Origin of the sequence: Mycobacterium sp. NPDC051804 (assembly GCF_044452905.1) — a bacterium.
Lineage (GTDB): Bacteria > Actinomycetota > Actinomycetes > Mycobacteriales > Mycobacteriaceae > Mycobacterium.
This window is the reverse complement of record NZ_JBITCD010000002.1, coordinates 1,052,961-1,068,725: the sequence shown is the minus strand read 5'-3', so window position 1 is coordinate 1,068,725 and position 15,765 is coordinate 1,052,961. Positions and strand designations below refer to the sequence as shown.

14 protein-coding genes are annotated in these 15,765 nt (G+C 66.4%); 11 read left to right on the top strand and 3 right to left on the bottom strand.

Annotated features, from left to right (window positions below; translation table 11 throughout):
* Positions 1-2 precede the first annotated feature (2 nt).
* Genes ACIA48_RS10845 through ACIA48_RS10835 form a run of 3 tightly spaced genes read left to right on the top strand, consistent with a single transcriptional unit; the run spans position 3 to position 2,586 of the window.
* Positions 3-1,061: a type III polyketide synthase gene (locus ACIA48_RS10845; protein ID WP_396730540.1), complete on the top strand. Its 1,059-nt coding sequence runs from the start codon at positions 3-5 to the stop codon at positions 1,059-1,061.
* Between the two features lie 2 nt (positions 1,062-1,063).
* On the top strand, positions 1,064-1,573 hold the full coding sequence (locus tag ACIA48_RS10840) for an isoprenylcysteine carboxyl methyltransferase family protein (RefSeq protein WP_396730776.1): 510 nt from the start codon (positions 1,064-1,066) through the stop codon (positions 1,571-1,573).
* Positions 1,570-2,586 carry an NAD(P)/FAD-dependent oxidoreductase gene (locus tag ACIA48_RS10835; protein WP_396730538.1) on the top strand — a complete coding sequence of 339 codons (1,017 nt, stop codon included), beginning with the start codon at positions 1,570-1,572 and terminating at the stop codon, positions 2,584-2,586. Before ACIA48_RS10840 ends, ACIA48_RS10835 begins: the two co-directional genes overlap by 4 nt.
* Here the strand turns inward: ACIA48_RS10835 and ACIA48_RS10830 are convergent.
* Positions 2,542-3,804, bottom strand: coding sequence for an MFS transporter (locus tag ACIA48_RS10830; protein ID WP_396730536.1), 1,263 nt, complete (start codon positions 3,802-3,804; stop codon positions 2,542-2,544). The two genes, ACIA48_RS10835 and ACIA48_RS10830, sit on opposite strands and share 45 nt — an antisense overlap.
* A 71-nt stretch (positions 3,805-3,875) precedes the next feature.
* On the opposite strand from ACIA48_RS10830, the gene ACIA48_RS10825 reads away from it, so the two are divergent.
* Positions 3,876-6,143, top strand: a complete 2,268-nt coding sequence (locus ACIA48_RS10825) for a DPP IV N-terminal domain-containing protein (protein WP_396730534.1) — start codon at positions 3,876-3,878, stop codon at positions 6,141-6,143.
* On the opposite strand, the gene ACIA48_RS10820 is transcribed toward ACIA48_RS10825, so the two are convergent.
* Positions 6,123-6,881 (bottom strand): MerR family transcriptional regulator, encoded by a 759-nt coding sequence (locus tag ACIA48_RS10820; protein ID WP_396730532.1) that lies wholly within the window; start codon positions 6,879-6,881, stop codon positions 6,123-6,125. The genes ACIA48_RS10825 and ACIA48_RS10820 overlap by 21 nt on opposite strands.
* A gap of 47 nt (positions 6,882-6,928) precedes the next feature.
* Here ACIA48_RS10820 and ACIA48_RS10815 point away from each other — a divergent pair, with 47 nt between their 5' ends.
* From ACIA48_RS10815 to ACIA48_RS10800, 4 genes are all read left to right on the top strand, one after another.
* Positions 6,929-8,812, top strand: coding sequence for a S9 family peptidase (locus tag ACIA48_RS10815; protein WP_396730530.1), 1,884 nt, complete (start codon positions 6,929-6,931; stop codon positions 8,810-8,812).
* Positions 8,809-9,465 (top strand): DUF3159 domain-containing protein, encoded by a 657-nt coding sequence (locus ACIA48_RS10810; RefSeq protein WP_396730528.1) that lies wholly within the window; start codon positions 8,809-8,811, stop codon positions 9,463-9,465. Before ACIA48_RS10815 ends, ACIA48_RS10810 begins: the two co-directional genes overlap by 4 nt.
* The gene (locus tag ACIA48_RS10805) at positions 9,462-10,613 is read left to right on the top strand and encodes an SGNH/GDSL hydrolase family protein (RefSeq protein WP_396730774.1); all 1,152 of its coding nucleotides are present in this window, start codon (positions 9,462-9,464) and stop codon (positions 10,611-10,613) included. The genes ACIA48_RS10810 and ACIA48_RS10805 overlap by 4 nt, the downstream gene beginning before the upstream one ends.
* Before the next feature lie 123 nt (positions 10,614-10,736).
* A complete protein-coding gene (locus ACIA48_RS10800; protein ID WP_396730526.1) occupies positions 10,737-11,546 on the top strand; it encodes a thioesterase family protein in 810 nt (269 codons plus the stop codon).
* Between the two features lie 4 nt (positions 11,547-11,550).
* Here ACIA48_RS10800 and ACIA48_RS10795 read toward each other — a convergent pair whose 3' ends face one another.
* Complete coding sequence (locus ACIA48_RS10795; RefSeq protein WP_396730524.1) at positions 11,551-12,300, bottom strand: SDR family NAD(P)-dependent oxidoreductase; 750 nt, start codon at positions 12,298-12,300, stop codon at positions 11,551-11,553.
* A gap of 79 nt (positions 12,301-12,379) precedes the next feature.
* Here ACIA48_RS10795 and ACIA48_RS10790 point away from each other — a divergent pair, with 79 nt between their 5' ends.
* The 3 genes from ACIA48_RS10790 to ACIA48_RS10780 are packed head-to-tail and all read left to right on the top strand — an operon-like array spanning position 12,380 to position 15,754.
* Positions 12,380-13,264 carry a TIGR03619 family F420-dependent LLM class oxidoreductase gene (locus tag ACIA48_RS10790; protein WP_396730522.1) on the top strand — a complete coding sequence of 295 codons (885 nt, stop codon included), beginning with the start codon at positions 12,380-12,382 and terminating at the stop codon, positions 13,262-13,264.
* The gene (locus ACIA48_RS10785) at positions 13,264-14,406 is read left to right on the top strand and encodes a sulfotransferase family protein (protein WP_396730772.1); all 1,143 of its coding nucleotides are present in this window, start codon (positions 13,264-13,266) and stop codon (positions 14,404-14,406) included. Before ACIA48_RS10790 ends, ACIA48_RS10785 begins: the two co-directional genes overlap by 1 nt.
* Entirely contained in the window at positions 14,396-15,754 is a 1,359-nt protein-coding gene (locus ACIA48_RS10780; protein ID WP_396730520.1) for a hypothetical protein, read from the top strand. The genes ACIA48_RS10785 and ACIA48_RS10780 overlap by 11 nt, the downstream gene beginning before the upstream one ends.
* Positions 15,755-15,765: the final 11 nt, after the last annotated feature.

Here is a 15,765-nt window from a genome sequence, read left to right as displayed (position 1 = left end):
ACATGACTGTCATTGCAGCGGTTCGTGGTGAATTACCGAAACGCCGTTATACGCAAGCCGAAGTGACCGATGCGCTAGTGGCGATGCCAGGTTTCTCGGAGCATGAAGATTTCATCCGCGCAGTACATGGGACTGCGAAGGTCGACAGCCGACATATGGTCCTGCCACTGGAGGCTTATGCCGGGCTGACCGATTTCGGCGCCGCCAACGACGTTTTCATCGAGTATGCGGTCGAACTCGGGTGTGCCGCGATCACCGGGGCGCTCGAGGAGGCAGGGCTGCAACCCTCCGATGTCGACGTACTCGTGACGACGACGGTCACGGGGCTCGCGGTCCCGACCGTCGACGCGCGGATCGCAGGGCGGATCGGGTTGCGCCCGGACGTCCGTCGGGTGCCTCTGTTCGGGCTGGGCTGCGTAGCGGGTGCGGCTGGTACCGCTCGCCTGCATGACTATCTTCGTGGCGATCCGAATGGTGTCGCGGTGCTGCTCGCGGTGGAACTGTGCTCGCTGATGCCGAAATCCGAGCCGTCGATGGCCACCCTGGTCGGCAGTGCGCTTTTTGGGGATGGCGCCGCGGCCGTCGTCGCGGTCGGCGATCGCAGGGCCGACCGGATCGTTGCGTCCGGTCCCGAGGTGGTCGATTCGCGTGGCCACCTCTATCCGGATTCGCTGCGCACCATGGGCTGGGATGTGGGGGCCACCGGATTTCGGCTGGTGTTATCGCCCGACGTGCCCGCCGTGGTCGAGCGCTATCTGGCCGATGACGTCGTCGGATTTCTTGCGGCACATGGCCTAACGCTCGACAACATCGCGACGTGGGTGAGCCATCCCGGAGGCCCGAAGGTGATCGAGGCGATCGTCTCCACGTTGGGTCTGGCCGAGGATGCGCTGGAACTGACCTGGCGCTCGTTGGCCGAGGTCGGAAACCTGTCGTCAGCGTCGGTGCTGCATGTACTGCGCGACACGATGGCCAAGTGTCCGCCCGCGGGCAGTCCGGGAGTGCTGATGGCCATGGGCCCGGGTTTTTGCTCCGAGCTTGTTCTGCTGCGGTGGCGGTGAGCATGTACTGGTATGTCGGGTTGATCGCGGTCATCGCCGTCGAGCGGCTGGCCGAATTGATTGTCTCCAAACGCAACTGGGCATGGAGCCGGGAGCGCGGGGGAGTCGAGTTCGGAACCGGCCACTATCCGGTGATGGTCGTATTGCATGTGAGCCTGCTCGCGGGGTGCCTGATCGAGGTGTTCGCATTTCAGCGGCCCTTCATTCCTGCGTTGGGCTGGCCGATGCTGGCCATCGTGGTGGCCGCGCAGGTTTTGCGCTGGTGGTGCATCGCCACTTTGGGGCATCAGTGGAACACCCGCGTCATCGTCGTGCCCGGTGCCACTCGGGTGACCGGCGGACCGTACCGGGTGATACCGCACCCCAACTATGTCGCGGTCGTCCTCGAGGGAATCGCGCTGCCGCTGGTGCATTCGGCGTGGATCACCGCCCTGGTGTTCACCGTCCTGAAAGCGGAACTGCTGCGCACCCGCATCAAGGTCGAGAACGGCGCGCTCGCGAGCCTGTCATGATCGACCTCCTGGTCGCTGGCGGTGGCCCCGCAGGCCTGGCTACGGCGCTCTACGGCGCGCGGGCCGGGCTCGACGTCGCCGTCGTTGAACGACGAGCGGGACTGCTGGACAAGGCTTGTGGCGAAGGCATGATGCCCCACACACTCGCGCACCTCGACCGGCTCGGTGTGGCGGCCGAGGGCCGGCCGTTGCGTGGAATCAGCTACCTCGACGGTGACCGACGGGTCGATGCGGCGTTCCATGCGGGCGTCGGGCGCGGCGTGCGCAGGACCGTCCTGCACACAGCGCTGATGCGGGCTGCCGAGGCGGCAGGGGTGAAGCTGGTGCACGGGGAGTTGGGTGGGATCACTCAGCGCGCAGACTCGGTGTCCGCCGCGGGATGCGAGGCCAGGTACCTGGCGGCGGCGGATGGACTGCACTCACCGATTCGCAAGGCAATGGGATTGTCCGCACCCACGACGGGTCCGCGTCGGTGGGGGATCCGGCGGCACGTTCAGATGGCGCCGTGGACGGATTCGGTTGAGGTGCATTGGTCTCGCACTGCAGAGGCATATGTGACGCCGGTGGCCGACGACTGCGTCGGGATCGCAATCCTGAGTGCCGGTCGCGGTGGGTTCGACCAGCGCTTCGAACCCTTCGGCGAACTCCGCGACAGGGTCGCCGGCCACTCGCACGGTCAGGACCGGGCCGCGGGACCGTTACGTCAGAATGTTCGCAGCCGGACAGCGGGCCGGGTGCTCTTGGTCGGCGATGCGGCCGGCTACATCGACGCGATCACCGGCGAAGGCATGGGCTTGGCGTTCGGAGCCGCCGAACTGCTGGTGGACTGCGTTTTGCGCGACCGTCCAGATGACTACGACCCGCAGTGGCGCAGGCTGACTCGCCGCTATCGGATGCTCACCGCGGCGCTGCTCGCGGCGAGCGCCCGCGCGCCGGTGCGCAAAGCCATCGTGCCTGCCGCACAGGCGTTACCGAGCGTGTTCAGCCGGCTCGTGAATCTGCTCGCCCACTGACCGCGCGAGATTGCGGTCGGCCGACGGTTCGAGGTCTGTGAGCGCCCGCGACAGGGCGAGGCTCAGAACGATCGCGAGCCACACGGCGAAGACCGCGAGGCCGGCGGCGATCGGTGACCCGTATTCGGCGACGACCGCGGCGAGCCCGATGCCAGCCGGGGCGGCGACCTGCAGAGCGGCGTTCTGCAGGCTGAGCACCCGGCCGCGGATTCCGTCCGGGATGCGCTCGGCCTGCAGCACGCCCAACACCGCCCCGAGTGCCGAGTTGGCCAAGCCCAGCACCGCGGCTCCCGCGAAGATCCAGGCCGGCGAGACGAGCGTCGCCATCAGTAGGAATCCCACCGACGTCCCGATCAGCGCGACTGTCATCCAGAATCGTCGCGATCTGCGGGTGCCGACGGCGGCGAAAGTGGTTGATCCGAAGAGCATTCCGATTGCCAGCGCGGTAAGCACGAAGCCGAGCAGATCGGGCCGCGCGATCACGCTGAAATGCAGGGGCAGCACCATGCCCTGCAAGCCGCCGAGCGCGACTGCCAGACCCACCGTGAGTGTCACGGTGCCGGTGAGGAACTTGCTGCCGCGCAGTGCCGAGGCTCCCGCCGCCAGCTGCGTCCACAGCGAATCCCGATGTGCGGCATCGGTATCGACACGACCGAGGCGGTGCGGCATCGTGGCCGTGATCAGCGCCGCGGCCGCAGATGTCGCCGCGGTCACGAAGAGCACGGTGCTGCTGTCGAACAGCGACAGCAAGGTGCCGGCGGCGGCGGGGCCGATCACCAGCGCCATCGACGTCATCGACTGCCGCAGTCTGATGAGCCGCTCCAATGACACGCCCGCGTGCCGGGCCACCGCAGGGACCATCACCTGCCGGGCCGTCATCCCCGGTACATCGCCGAACGATCCGACGATGGCGAGTGCGACGAGCCACGTCATGTTCAGGCCCCACAGCAGATCGACCACGGGGATGGCCGCGACCGCGCCCGCCGAGACGACGTCGGACAGGATCGAGCAGGACCGGCGGTTGACCCGGTCGATCAGCACCCCGGCGGCCAGCCCGACGAGGAGTGCGGGAACCGCGGTCGCCGTCGAGACCGCGCCGACGCTCAGCGGACTGCCGGTCGTCTTGAGCACGATCAGCGGCAGCGCGACGGCGAGGATTCCGTTCCCGAGAAAGCTCAGAAAATGCGAGCTCAGGTAGGCGACGGCGACAGGAGGCATACCGCCACGAAAGGCTGTGACGCTGCGGCAGGGTCAAATGACTTGAGTGTGCCCCTACGTCCGGGTGTTGCATGGAAGACGTGACCGCCGACCCCTCGACGCAAACCCTGACCGGCTCCGACTACGCGCGCGCCGAGCAGATGCTCGCGCCCTACCGGGCGCGCAAGGTGCCGGGCAGCGCGTTGCAACCGCAGTGGCTCTCCGACGGTAAGCGCTTCTGGTACAAGGTCGGCACCCGCTACGTCGTGGTGAATCCCGCCGAGGGCACCCGGCGTGCGGCGTTCGACCACGATCGGTTGGCCGTGGCGCTGGCGGAGGAATCCGGCCACGCGACGACCGGCGACGATCTGCCCATCGCCGCGGTCGAGATCCGCGACGACGGCACCGCGCGGTTCGCCGCGTTCGAGAAGCAGTGGACGTGGTCGGACGACGACGGCCTCGGCGAGCGAACCGATGACGTGCAGCAACTGCCCGGAGAGGTGCCGTCGCCGGACGAGGCGTGGATCGCGGTCCGCCGCGATGGCAACATCTGGGTTCGGCCGGCAGACGGTGGCGACGAGTTCGCGCTCACCGACGACGCCGAGCCGCTGTTCGACTACGGCGGGCTGCCCGAAACCACGGGTGCGAAGGCGCTGATGCGGATCCTCGGCCTGCCGCCCCTGTCGTTCTTCCACTGGTCGCCCGACTCCACCCGAATCCTGGTGCAGCGCATCGACCAACGGGATCTGCCGGAGTTGGTGCTCGTCGAGTCGACACCCGCCGATGGTCGCCGCCCGGTGGAACACCGCACCCGCTACACGATGCCTGGTGAGAACGCGGTGGCGATGATGACGTGGAACGTCGTGGACGTCGCCGAACGCACCGTGGTCCGTCAGCACGACGAACCGTGGCCGATCATGCACAACACCGCGCTGGTGTATGCGTGGTGGACTGGAAAGGCTGGTGAGTCGGTGCATTTCCTGCACCACTCCCGCGATGCCCGGACCCTGCAACTGCGCCGGCTCGATCCGGTCACCGGCGCGACAGCCACACTGATCAGCGAAACCGGCGAGACGCGCGTCGACCCCGCCGTGCAACTTGGCGATCCGCACATGGTGCATGTGCTGGAGTCGGGCGAGATCGTGTGGTGGTCGCAGCGCGACGGCTGGGGCCACCTCTACCTCTATTCGGGCGACGGCCAGGAGAACACCCGAATCACCAAGGGGCAGTGGCTTGTCAGCCGGCTGCTGTGGGTCGACGAGGACCGCAGGCAGCTGTGGTTCGTCGCGAGCGGGCTCGTCGACGACGATCCCTATCTGCGGCAGATCTGCCGCATCAACCTCGACGGTTCCGGATTCACCCGCCTCACCGACGACGATCTGGACCACGACGCGATCAGCCCGCTCAAAGGCGGCTATATCGTCGACCGCGCATCCTCGTCGAGCGTACCGCCGCGCTCGGTCGTCCTCGACGGTGACGGGCGGGAACTCGTCGCGCTTGAGTCGCCGAACACCGATGCCCTGCAGGCCTTGGGCTGGAGCCCTCCGGAACGATTCCGCACCACTGCGGCCGACGGCAAGACGCCGATCTACGGGATGCTCTGGCGGCCACACGATTTCGACCCCGACCGGCGCTACCCGATCGTCGAGCACATCTACCCGGGTCCGCAGATCTACCGGGCGGGGCCGTCGTTCGATCCGCCGCACCAGGGCGAGCCGGAGGCCTTCGCCGCTCTCGGGTTCGCCGTCGTCGCCATCGACGGGCGGGGAACAGCGGCGCGCGGCAAGGCGTTTCAGGACCACTCCTACGGCGACCTGGGCAACGCAGGCGCCCTGGACGACCACGTCGCCGCCATCCGTGAACTGGGCCACCGGTATCCGTGGCTCGACACCCGCCGCGTCGGGATCACCGGCCAGTCCGCGGGTGCTTACGCCGCCGCCCGCGCTGTGCTGATGTACCCCGACTTCTACACCGTGGCCGTCGCGACGTCCGGTAACCACGACAACGCCATCAACCTGGCGATGTGGGCCGAGCACTACCACGGCGACGTCACCGAGGAAGCAATGAAGGCGATCTCGAACGCGACCCTCGCCGCCAACCTGAAGGGCAAGTTGTTGCTCATTCACGGTGAGCTCGACGACAACGCCCATCCGTATATGACGATGCGGCTGGTCGATGCACTGGTCAAGGCGGATAAGGACTTCGACCTGATCATGATCCCCGGCGCGGAGCATGCCCTGATCGGCAGCCAGCACTACTTCCTGCGCCGCACCTGGGATTACTTCGTCCGGCATCTGCACGGCAGCGAACCGCCGAGCTACCGTCTCGCACCGCTGCCGCTACCCACCCTCGGCGGCTAGGCGGCGGACGATCTCGCCCGCGCGGCGCAGGACGTCCAGCTGCGCCGGGTTGTAGAGGTCGGCCATGGCGTCGTCGATCGCCTTGTCCGCGAAGCGCTTACCGCGTGGGGCATCTGCGCGTGAGTCGTTCAATCCGGGATGGGCCTCACGTACCGCCAGGATGTACGGGGCGAGCCGCTCGGCGAGGCCCTTCCGCGTCGCCTCGTCGGCGTCGGCGGGCAGGTTGTCCAGCTCGGTGGCCGCGGGGTCTTCGGGCGTCTCACGCATCATGTCGGCGTAGGTCTGCCTGCCGCGCGGCCCCAGCACGCGGCTCAGCACGACGACGAGCTTGCGATCGGCGTCGGTCATCTTCGCGGCGGTATCCGGTGCGACGAAATCGGGTGGCAGATCGGTGGGTGCCGAGTGCTTCAGCAGTTGGCCGAGTTCGTCGCGGGCCCGCTGCAGCCTTTCGATCGTCTCCGCCAGTTCGGCGTCGAGCTCGCGCAGCGCCTCTTGGGGGTGATCGTCGGATTCGCCCATCGCGGCGATCTGGGGGAGTGAGAAGCCGAGATCGACCAGCCGTTTGATGCGCACCAGCCGGACCAGGTGTGCCACGCCGTACTGCTTGTATCCGTTGCTGCGCCGTTCGGGCTCGGGCAGCAGGCCCACCTGGTGGTAGTGCCGCACGGCCCGCAGGCTGGTGCCGGCGAGTTCGGCGATCTCACGGGTGCTCCAGGCCACGGTTCCATCATGGGTCATTCCGTGCGACTTGACTGTGCCGCAGCGTCCGGGTGTGACATGGAGGCATGTCGAAACCTGAGCTCATCTCCGTCGAGGACCTGTTCAAGTCGCCTGTCAGGGCAGCGGCCGCGATCTCACCCGATGGCACCCGCGTCGCCTACCTGGCGCCGTGGCAGGACCGGATGAACATCTGGGTCGCGTCCGCGGATGCCGACGAGTTCGGCGCCGACGCCCGGCGCGTCACCGCCGACGCGACCCGCAGCATTCTGCACTTCTCGTGGACCGACGACCCTCGCTGGCTGCTGTACATGCAGGACGCCGGGGGCGACGAGAACTGGCACGTCTTGCGCGTCGACCTCGAGAATCCTGACGCCCCTGCCGTCGACCTCACCCCGTTTCCGGGCGTCATGTCGTACTTCGAGCTGCCCGACAAGCCGGGCAAGGCCCTCGTCTACTCCAACAAGCGCGGTCCGACGCAGATGGACGCCTACGAACTCGATATCGCTTCGGGTGAGCTGACGATGCTCGCCGAGAATCCAGGCGACGTGATCGCATGGCTGGCGAGCCGCCGCGGCGACCTGTTCGCGACGAAGCTGAATCGCGAAGGCGATCTCGAAGTCCTGAAGTGGGACGCCGGATCGCTGCACTCCATCGCGCACTACGACGGCAAGGACTACACCATGGGCATGTATCCCATGGTCGTCACGCCCGACGGCAGCGGGATCTGGATGGGCTCTAACGAGGGCACCGACCGCACCCGGCTGGTCCGGCTAGACGTGGCCGACGGCAAGCAGTACGCCGTCGACAGCCACCCGACGTTCGACGTCGACACTCGGGCGCAAGTGTGGGCGGGCCTGCCCGAGCCGCTCATCCAGAGCCGAGCCACCGGTGAACTGCTCGGCGTCCGCTATCTCGGTGAGCGACAGGTCATTCACGCGCTAGATCCGCATTTCGGTGACGTCCTCGGAGCCCTGGAGAAGCTTTCCGATGGCGATATCGGCGCGCTGTCCTCCGACATCAGCGGACGGAGGTGGGTGGTCAGTTACACCCACGATCGTGAGCCGGGCGTCACGTACCTCTACGACCACGGCACCGGTGAGAGTAGGGAGCTGCTCCGTCCGTATCCGCATCTGGATCCCGACCAGCTGGCGCCGATGATTCCGGTGACGATTCCGTCGCGTGACGGGCTGGACCTGCATTCGTATCTCACGCTGCCCGTCGGGGTGGAGCCGAAGAATCTGCCGTTGGTGCTGACCGTGCACGGCGGGCCGTGGGCGCGCGACGGGTGGATATACGCCCCCGGCGTGCAACTGCTGGCCAACCGCGGATACGCGGTGCTGCAGGTCAACTTCCGCGGCTCGGCCGGATACGGCAAGGCGTTCCAGAAGGCCGCGATCGGTCAGTTCGCGGGCACGATGCACGACGATCTGATCGACGGTGTCAACTGGGCCGTCGACCAGGGCTACGCGGATCCGGAGCGGGTGGCTATCTTCGGTGGCTCCTACGGTGGTTACGCGACGCTCGTCGGCGTCACGTTCACCCCGGACGTCTTCGCCGCGGCGATCGATTACGTCGGCATCTCGGACCTGTCCAACTTCATGCGGACGCTGCCCGAGATCGCGCGTCCGCACCTGGCGAACAACTGGCACCTGTTCGTCGGCAACCCGGACGATCCGGCGCAGTTGGCCGACATGCTGGCGCGTTCACCGATCACGAAGGTCGACCAGATTCGCACCCCGCTGCTGGTTGTCCAGGGCGCCAACGACGTTCGCGTTGTGCAGGCCGAATCAGACAACCTCGTCGAGGCCCTGCGTGGCCGCGGGGTCGAGGTCGAGTACATGGTCAAAGAGGACGAGGGGCACGGATTCGTCAACCCGGACAACGTGATCGACATGTGGAACGCCGTCGACCGGTTCCTGGCGAAACACCTCGGCGAGCGGAAGGCATGACCGAGACTCCGACGCTGCTCGAACGGATGGGTGGCGTGTCCGGCCTGGTCTACGCCAGCATCCCGACCCTCGCCTACGTGATAGTCAACGCGATCGCGGGGCTGAACGCGGCGGTCGTGGTCGCCGTCGGCACAAGCGCGGGACTGATCGTGCTCAGGCTGCTCCGCAAGGAGCCCCTGCAGCCGGCGGTGTCGGGGCTGCTCGGCGTCGTCGTCGCGGCAGTGATCGCGTTCTACACCGGATCGGCGGAAGGCTATTTCCTGCCGGGCATTTGGTTCAGCCTGATCATGGCCGCGGTGTTCACGGTGTCGTTGGTGATCAGGCGGCCACTGGTCGGGGTGATCTGGAATCTGATGCGCAGTGCGGGTCCGGATCCGCAGTGGCGACGCGACAAGACCGTGCTGCATACGTTCGACGTGGCGACGCTGGCCTTCGTCGCCGTCTTCGTCGCACGGTTCGTCGTCCAGGACTCGCTCTACGATGCCGGATCCACCGGATGGCTGGCGTTCGCCCGGATCGCGATGGGTTACCCGCTGTTGGCGCTGGCGCTGCTGGTGGTCTACTGGGCAGTGCGGCGTGCCAATCGGCGGCGCATCGTCGCCGATGAGGCGAACGAGCGGATGGTCGGCCAAACAGTGGAGGCGAGAAGCTGATCCAGCACCCGATCGAGGCCGACCTGCTGCGCGGACTCGTCAACCTCGAGCGCACGGAGCGGGGCTGGCTACCGCACCGTCTCCCTGCAAGGGCAAGGGCGCAGTGCGACGATCCGCAGTTGCTCGGAGCGGAATCGCAGCCGTCCGGAGTGCGTTTCGCGCTTCGGACGGCGGCGACGGTGCTCGAGCTCGACGTCATCCGAACGCGGGTCGTCCTCGTCGAGGTGCCGCAGCGGCCCGACGGCACAGTCGATCTCGTGGTCAACGGCCGATTGGCCCGGCAGGCGGCCACGAGCGGCGGCGACGTGGTGCGCATCGATCCGGCCACCGGGGAAACCCGGACGGAGCCAGGGCCGGTCGCGACCATCAGGTTCGACTTGCCAACAGGTGACAAAGACGTCGAGATCTGGCTGCCGCATCACGAGCGCATCGAGCTGGTGACGCTGCGCGCGGACGCTGCGATCGGCGCGCTGCCGGAAAATCGGAAACGCTGGGTCCACCACGGGAGTTCGATTAGCCAGGGGTCGAATGCCGCGAGTCCGAGTACGACGTGGCCTGCGCTCGCCGCCAGTGTGGCGGGACTGGATCTCGTGAACCTGGGGTTCTCGGGGAGCGCGATGCTCGACCCGTTCGTCGCCCGCGCTATCCGGGATCAGCCCGCCGACGTCGTGAGCGTCAAGCTGGGCATCAATCTGGTGAACGCGGATCTCATGCGGAAGCGTGCTTTCGGTCCCGCTGTGCACGGCTTTCTGGACACCATCCGCGACGGGCAACCCGAAACGCCGCTGATCGTCATCGGTCCGCTGTACTGCCCGATTCACGAAACCACGCCGGGGCCAGGTGCTTTCGACGTCGATGCGCTTGCACGCGGCGAAATGCGATTCGTCGCGACGGGTGATCCGGCGGAGGCGACGCGGCCGGGTGGACTGGGACGGCTGACGCTCACGTACATCCGTGCTGAGTTGGCCGCGATCGTCGCCCGCAGGCAGGTCGACGATCCGCAGATCAGCTACGTCGACGGTCTGACGCTCTACGGCCCAGCGGACGCGGAGGTGCATCCGCTGCCCGACAATTTGCATCCCGACGCGGCGACGCATCAGCTGATCGGGCAGAGGTTCGCCGGGATGCTGCAGGCTCAGCGCGCTTGACGGGGTTGATTACCTGCACCAGGTGCGTGCGATCAACCCTTTAGGGCAAGAGCGGCCGGCGCACGGCGCTAGGTGATACTGAATGCGATTTAGTTAGACACCCGAATCGTAGGAGCATCACCGTTGGCCTCGACAATCGCGCCGGAGACCGCATACTTCGACCGTCGTGGAGACGGCTACCACCCGCGTTCGATCGCCAGGGGCGGCTGGGGTCCGCTGATCAGCGGGCACGTCGTGGGCGGCCTCCTGGGTTGGGCTGTCGAACGAGTCGTCGACGACGAGGAGTTCCTGCCCGCGCGACTGACCGTCGACCTCCCGAGGCCCGCCGCCATCGAGCCCGTTGAGGTGCAGACCCGCGAGATTCGCAGCGGTAAGCGGCTGCGACTCGTCGAAGCGGTCATCCGGCAGGAGGGCAAGCTCGTCGGACAGGCGACGGGACTGTTCCTTCGTCGCGGCGACCAACCGTCGGGGACCATCTGGTCGCCCGAGGTCCAAATGCCGCCGATTCCCACGGATACGCAGGCGAATGCCAATCCGTTGTTCGTCCGCACCTACGGCTGGGGGCTGGAGATCCAGAACCCGGACGACGACTGGCCGTACGACGGTGATCGGAAGTACACGTGGCTGCGGTTGACGCAGCCGTTGTTCGAGGATGAGCCGCTGACGCCCTTCACCCGTGCCGCGATGGCCGCGGATGTGACTGCCTCCCTTGTCAACTGGAGCTCAGAGGGCCTGAAGTTCATCAATGCCGATTACACGCTCACGTTGAGTCGCCTGCCGAAGGGGGAGCTGATCGGGTTGGCATCGCAGGGCCATTCCACCCGGGACGGGATCGCGACCGGTTCGGCGATCCTGTTCGACGAGCGCGGTGAGATCGGCAGCAGCACCTCGGTTTCGGTGGCGCAATCAGGATTCGCTCCGCCGCCGCGATGAACCCTCAGATGACCAGCGATCCGCCGTTCAGTCCGATGGTCTGACCTGTCATCCAGGCCGCTTCGTCGGAGGCCAGGTACACGGCCAGTGCACCCACCTCATCCGGGGTGCCCAGGCGGCCGACCGGGATGGTCTTGGCCAGCTCTGCGATCCCGGACGCATCCTCGAGGACGATTCCGAGCGAGATTGTGTTGACGGTGATGCCGTATCTGGCGTTCTCCACCGCCAGATGTCGCATGAAACCGGCGATGCCCGCCTTGCCTGCCGCATACGTCGAGACGCCGATGTCCATGCCGATCTGGCCGGCGCCGGAGGAGATCGTGATGATCCGGCCCCATCCGCGGCTGATCATCGTTGTCAGAACGGCTTTCGCGCAGTTCATCGGACCGAATAGGTTGACCCCGATGATTGGCGCCCAATCGGCCGGCTCCGTATCGGCGAACTGAGCCATCGGCATCGGCACCTCGGGTCCGCCGGTGCCCGCGTTGTTCACCAACACGTCGACGGGGCCCAGTCGGGACGCGATCCCCGTCACGGCGTCGGAGACGGCGCTCGCGTCGGTCACGTCGAACGGGAACGCGATGGCAGCACCGCCGGCATCGACGATCTGCGCGGCGATGCGATCCGCGCGGTCGGCGTGAAAGTCGTTGACCGCCACGGCGGCACCCTGCGCGGCCAACGTTCGCGCGATACCCGCACCGACGTTCTGCCCCGCGCCGGTGACCAGCGCGACGCGGCCGTTCAAATCGAACATCCGCTATTTCCTCACTTGACTAAATAGACGTCTGGCGTGAGTATGGCATCAGTCCCGGCGAGAAGGGAAGGGGTGGCGGATGCGTTTCACGTTCACGGATGTGATGACGCGCGCGGAGTACCTGCCGCGCCTGGCCGTGGCCGCGGAAGGCGCGGGGTATGACGGCTTCACCATCCCCGACTCGATCGGGTATCCAGAGCATTCGGACGCCGTCTACCCGTACACCGCCGACGGCGACCGCAGCTTCCTCGAGGGCAAAGAGTTCATCGAACCGTTCGTCCTCGCCGCCTCGCTGGGCGCTATCACCCAGCGCATCCGTTTCAACACCTTCGTGGTGAAGTTCCCGGTTCGCGCTCCCGTACTGGCCGCCAAGCAGGCGTTCTCGGTCGCGAAGCTCACGGGTAATCGATTGGGCCTGGGCATCGGCATCGGAACCAGCCCCTTCCCGGACGACTACCTGATGGCCGGTGTCGATCCGGACCATAAGGGGGCGCGGATGGACGAGGCCATCGACGTCTTCCGAGGTCTGGAGTCCGGCGATTTCTTCGAGTTCCACGGCCGCTTCTACGACGTCCCTTCGCTCAAATTATGTCCCGTCCCAACGGAGCCGATCCCGCTCCTCGTCGGTGGCCACTCGGAGGCCGCACTGCGGCGTGCTGCGATAAAGGGCAACGGGTGGATGCACGCGGGAGGGCCCAACGATGCGCTCGAGGCGATGCTCCAGAAGTTGCACACGCTTCGTCGCGGAGCCGGAAAAGCCAACGAGCCGTTCGAAATTCACGCCGTCAGTCCGGATGCGCGCACCGTTGATGGGTGCAAACGCCTAGAGGATATGGGTGTCACCGACGTGGTAATCGGCTTCCGCAACCCGTACATCAAGGGAGAGGACCAGCAGTCGCTGACCGACAAGGTCGAGCGGCTCGAACGATTCGCCCAGGATGTCATCGACAAGGTCAACCGGTGATGAACAACTTCTTCTACTTCGACTGGCGCACATGGCGGACGATGGTGCGACTGGTCCGCCGCGAGCCAGATAAGGCCCGACGCCGCCGCTCGTACCGCACGTTGTGCCTCGTCGTTCCGGCCATGGCCCTGCTACACGCGGTGACGTTCCCGCTCGACCCGATCGTCTTTCCTGCGTTGCGGCGCAACGACGTTCGCCGGCCCGTCTTCGTGGTGGGTCACGCGCGCAGCGGTACGACGTATCTGCATCGCATGATGGCCAACGATCCGCGGTTTTCCTACGTGCTGCTCTGGGAGATGTTCTTCCCGTCGCTCATCGAGAAGAAGGTGCTGCGGGCGGTCCTGAGGTGGGATCAGCGACTGGGCGGGCGGCTCCGCAGGCGCATCGATACGCTCGACGAGCGGCTGTTCAGCAAGAGCCAAGGTGTGCACGAATCAGGGCTGTTCGCGCCCGAGGAGGACGAGTTCCTGCTGACGATGTCGTGTGCGTCGGGCTATTGGCTCGTCCAATACCCCTATGCCGAAGATTTGGACTTCTACTACGTCGACGAGCGCTGGTCCGCGCGTAAGCGGCGGCGGGTCATGCAGTTCTACAAGGAATGCCTGCGCCGACAGCTGGTTCTCAACGGCGGTGAGCTGACGCACCTCTCCAAAGCCCCGGTCCATTGCGGTCGCGTCGACAGTCTGATCCGGACATTCCCGGACGCCAGATTCGTTGTTCCGGTACGTAATCCCTACGAGACGATTCCGAGCTTTCTGAAGCTGATGCAATTCGCATGGTCGGCTCGCAAACGCGCCGACGAGGACATGCAGAAGTCGTTCCGCTTCTTTGCCGAATCGTCCTATCACTACTACCAACATCCACTGAACGTGCTAGACGCCCACCCCGAGGTCCCCAGCGCGATCGTGGACTACGCCGATCTCGTCACCGACCCCGCGGGCACAATGCGCAAGGTCTACGACGAAATCGGGATCGACATGGTGCCCGAGCTGGAGCAGGCACTGGCCAACGAGAAGGGGCGCGAGTACCGCTCCGGACATGCCTACAGCCTCGACGAGTTCGGGCTCCAGGCCGACGACATTCGCACGCGGCTGGCGCCACTCTTCGATCGATTCGGATGGGAGTCGGGACATGTCAGCTGAGCACTCCGACGCGTTGCGCGCCGCATGGGATCAGATGATCGAACAGCTGGGACGGGCGCGAGACGCTCTCGAATCGCCTGAGCTGCACGCGCCGCCGCAATCCGGGCCGCGCGACCTCGCGGAGGGGTACCGCTACCTGCTCGGATTCGTGTACTCGGCCGTCGAGCGGGCATTCTTCGGAGATCCGGCCTTTCCGTACTTCCGTCGCGGCATCCAGGTGATCGACAAGGCCACCATCGACAACGCGGACGCCATGTATCTCACGACGCCGATCGACGGCCGGCACACCTACCGCATCGCGGGCCGGCTTCAGGACTGGCGACACTGGCGCGGTCAGCCGCCCGCGCCGTCGGGCCCCATCGCCCCCCAATACGTCATCATCGAATCTCACACCGGATACGCGGGCGACAGCGGCGATCTCGCCGAACTGCAGCCGGGCATTCGCGGCAACACGGGCAGGCTCGACTCCTCGGATCTGGTCGTCGACGAGGACGGTCGGTTTGAGGTGTTGCTGGCTCCCGAGCGGCCGGACGGTCATACGGGCAATTTCATTGTCACGCAGCGCACGTCGCGCCGCAGTGGCGAGACGTTCTATGCCGAACACGTGACCGTGCGGTTCCTGTTCCACGACTGGGAGCGGGAGGAGTCGCCCGAGCTCTTGATATGCCGGGTGGACAAGGTCGGTGAGCACCCGCCCGCACTCGATCCCGCGGCAGCAGCCGCAGCGATGGTCCGCGTCGGCGAGATCGTCGACAATCAGACCCGCTTCTGGAACAAGTTTTACGACGTGGTGCTGGAGGCCTACGGCGACCGTAACGGCGACGGCGTCAGCTTCATGCCGCGCAACGACCTCAACACCCCGGCCGGTGCATCGCTCGCGACGGGCGGCGGTCAGAGCACCAACGTCTACTCCGGCGGCATCTACGAACTGGCCGAGGACGAGGCGCTGATCATCGACAACGAGGTGTTCGAGTTGCCGGCGTACATGGGTTTTCACCTGGCCAACATGTGGGGCGAATCCCACGACTACGCCAACCACATAAGCAGTCTCAACGGCACCCAGGCCGAGCGCGACGACGACGGCCACTACCGGTACGTCGTCGCGCACCGCGATCCCGGCGTTCCGAACTGGCTGGACACCACAGGGCTGCGCGAGGGCTACATGACCATCCGCTGGACGTATCCCCAGCCAACGGAGCAGCTCCCGACGGTGGCGGTCCACAAGATTGCGCTCGACGAAATCGGCGAACGCCTGCCCGCGTCGACGCGCCGAGTGTCACCGGAGCAGCGGCGCGAACAAATCCGCGTGCGGCAGGAGCACGTTCAACGCCGCTATCGGCAGTACTAACTCGAAGAGGA

Excerpts from the sequence above, each read along its gene's own strand:
- ACIA48_RS10845 (WP_396730540.1), top strand. The coding sequence starts at position 3 with ATGACTGTCATTGCAGCGGTTCGTGGTGAATTACCGAAACGCCGTTAT.
- ACIA48_RS10820 (WP_396730532.1), bottom strand. The coding sequence starts at position 6,881 with ATGACCCATGATGGAACCGTGGCCTGGAGCACCCGTGAGATCGCCGAA.
- ACIA48_RS10835 (WP_396730538.1), top strand. The coding sequence starts at position 1,570 with ATGATCGACCTCCTGGTCGCTGGCGGTGGCCCCGCAGGCCTGGCTACG.
- ACIA48_RS10815 (WP_396730530.1), top strand. The coding sequence starts at position 6,929 with ATGTCGAAACCTGAGCTCATCTCCGTCGAGGACCTGTTCAAGTCGCCT.
- ACIA48_RS10785 (WP_396730772.1), top strand. The coding sequence starts at position 13,264 with ATGAACAACTTCTTCTACTTCGACTGGCGCACATGGCGGACGATGGTG.
- ACIA48_RS10790 (WP_396730522.1), top strand. The coding sequence starts at position 12,380 with ATGCGTTTCACGTTCACGGATGTGATGACGCGCGCGGAGTACCTGCCG.
- ACIA48_RS10795 (WP_396730524.1), bottom strand. The coding sequence starts at position 12,300 with ATGTTCGATTTGAACGGCCGCGTCGCGCTGGTCACCGGCGCGGGGCAG.
- ACIA48_RS10825 (WP_396730534.1), top strand. The coding sequence starts at position 3,876 with ATGGAAGACGTGACCGCCGACCCCTCGACGCAAACCCTGACCGGCTCC.
- ACIA48_RS10840 (WP_396730776.1), top strand. The coding sequence starts at position 1,064 with ATGTACTGGTATGTCGGGTTGATCGCGGTCATCGCCGTCGAGCGGCTG.
- ACIA48_RS10830 (WP_396730536.1), bottom strand. The coding sequence starts at position 3,804 with ATGCCTCCTGTCGCCGTCGCCTACCTGAGCTCGCATTTTCTGAGCTTT.
- ACIA48_RS10810 (WP_396730528.1), top strand. The coding sequence starts at position 8,809 with ATGACCGAGACTCCGACGCTGCTCGAACGGATGGGTGGCGTGTCCGGC.
- ACIA48_RS10780 (WP_396730520.1), top strand. The coding sequence starts at position 14,396 with ATGTCAGCTGAGCACTCCGACGCGTTGCGCGCCGCATGGGATCAGATG.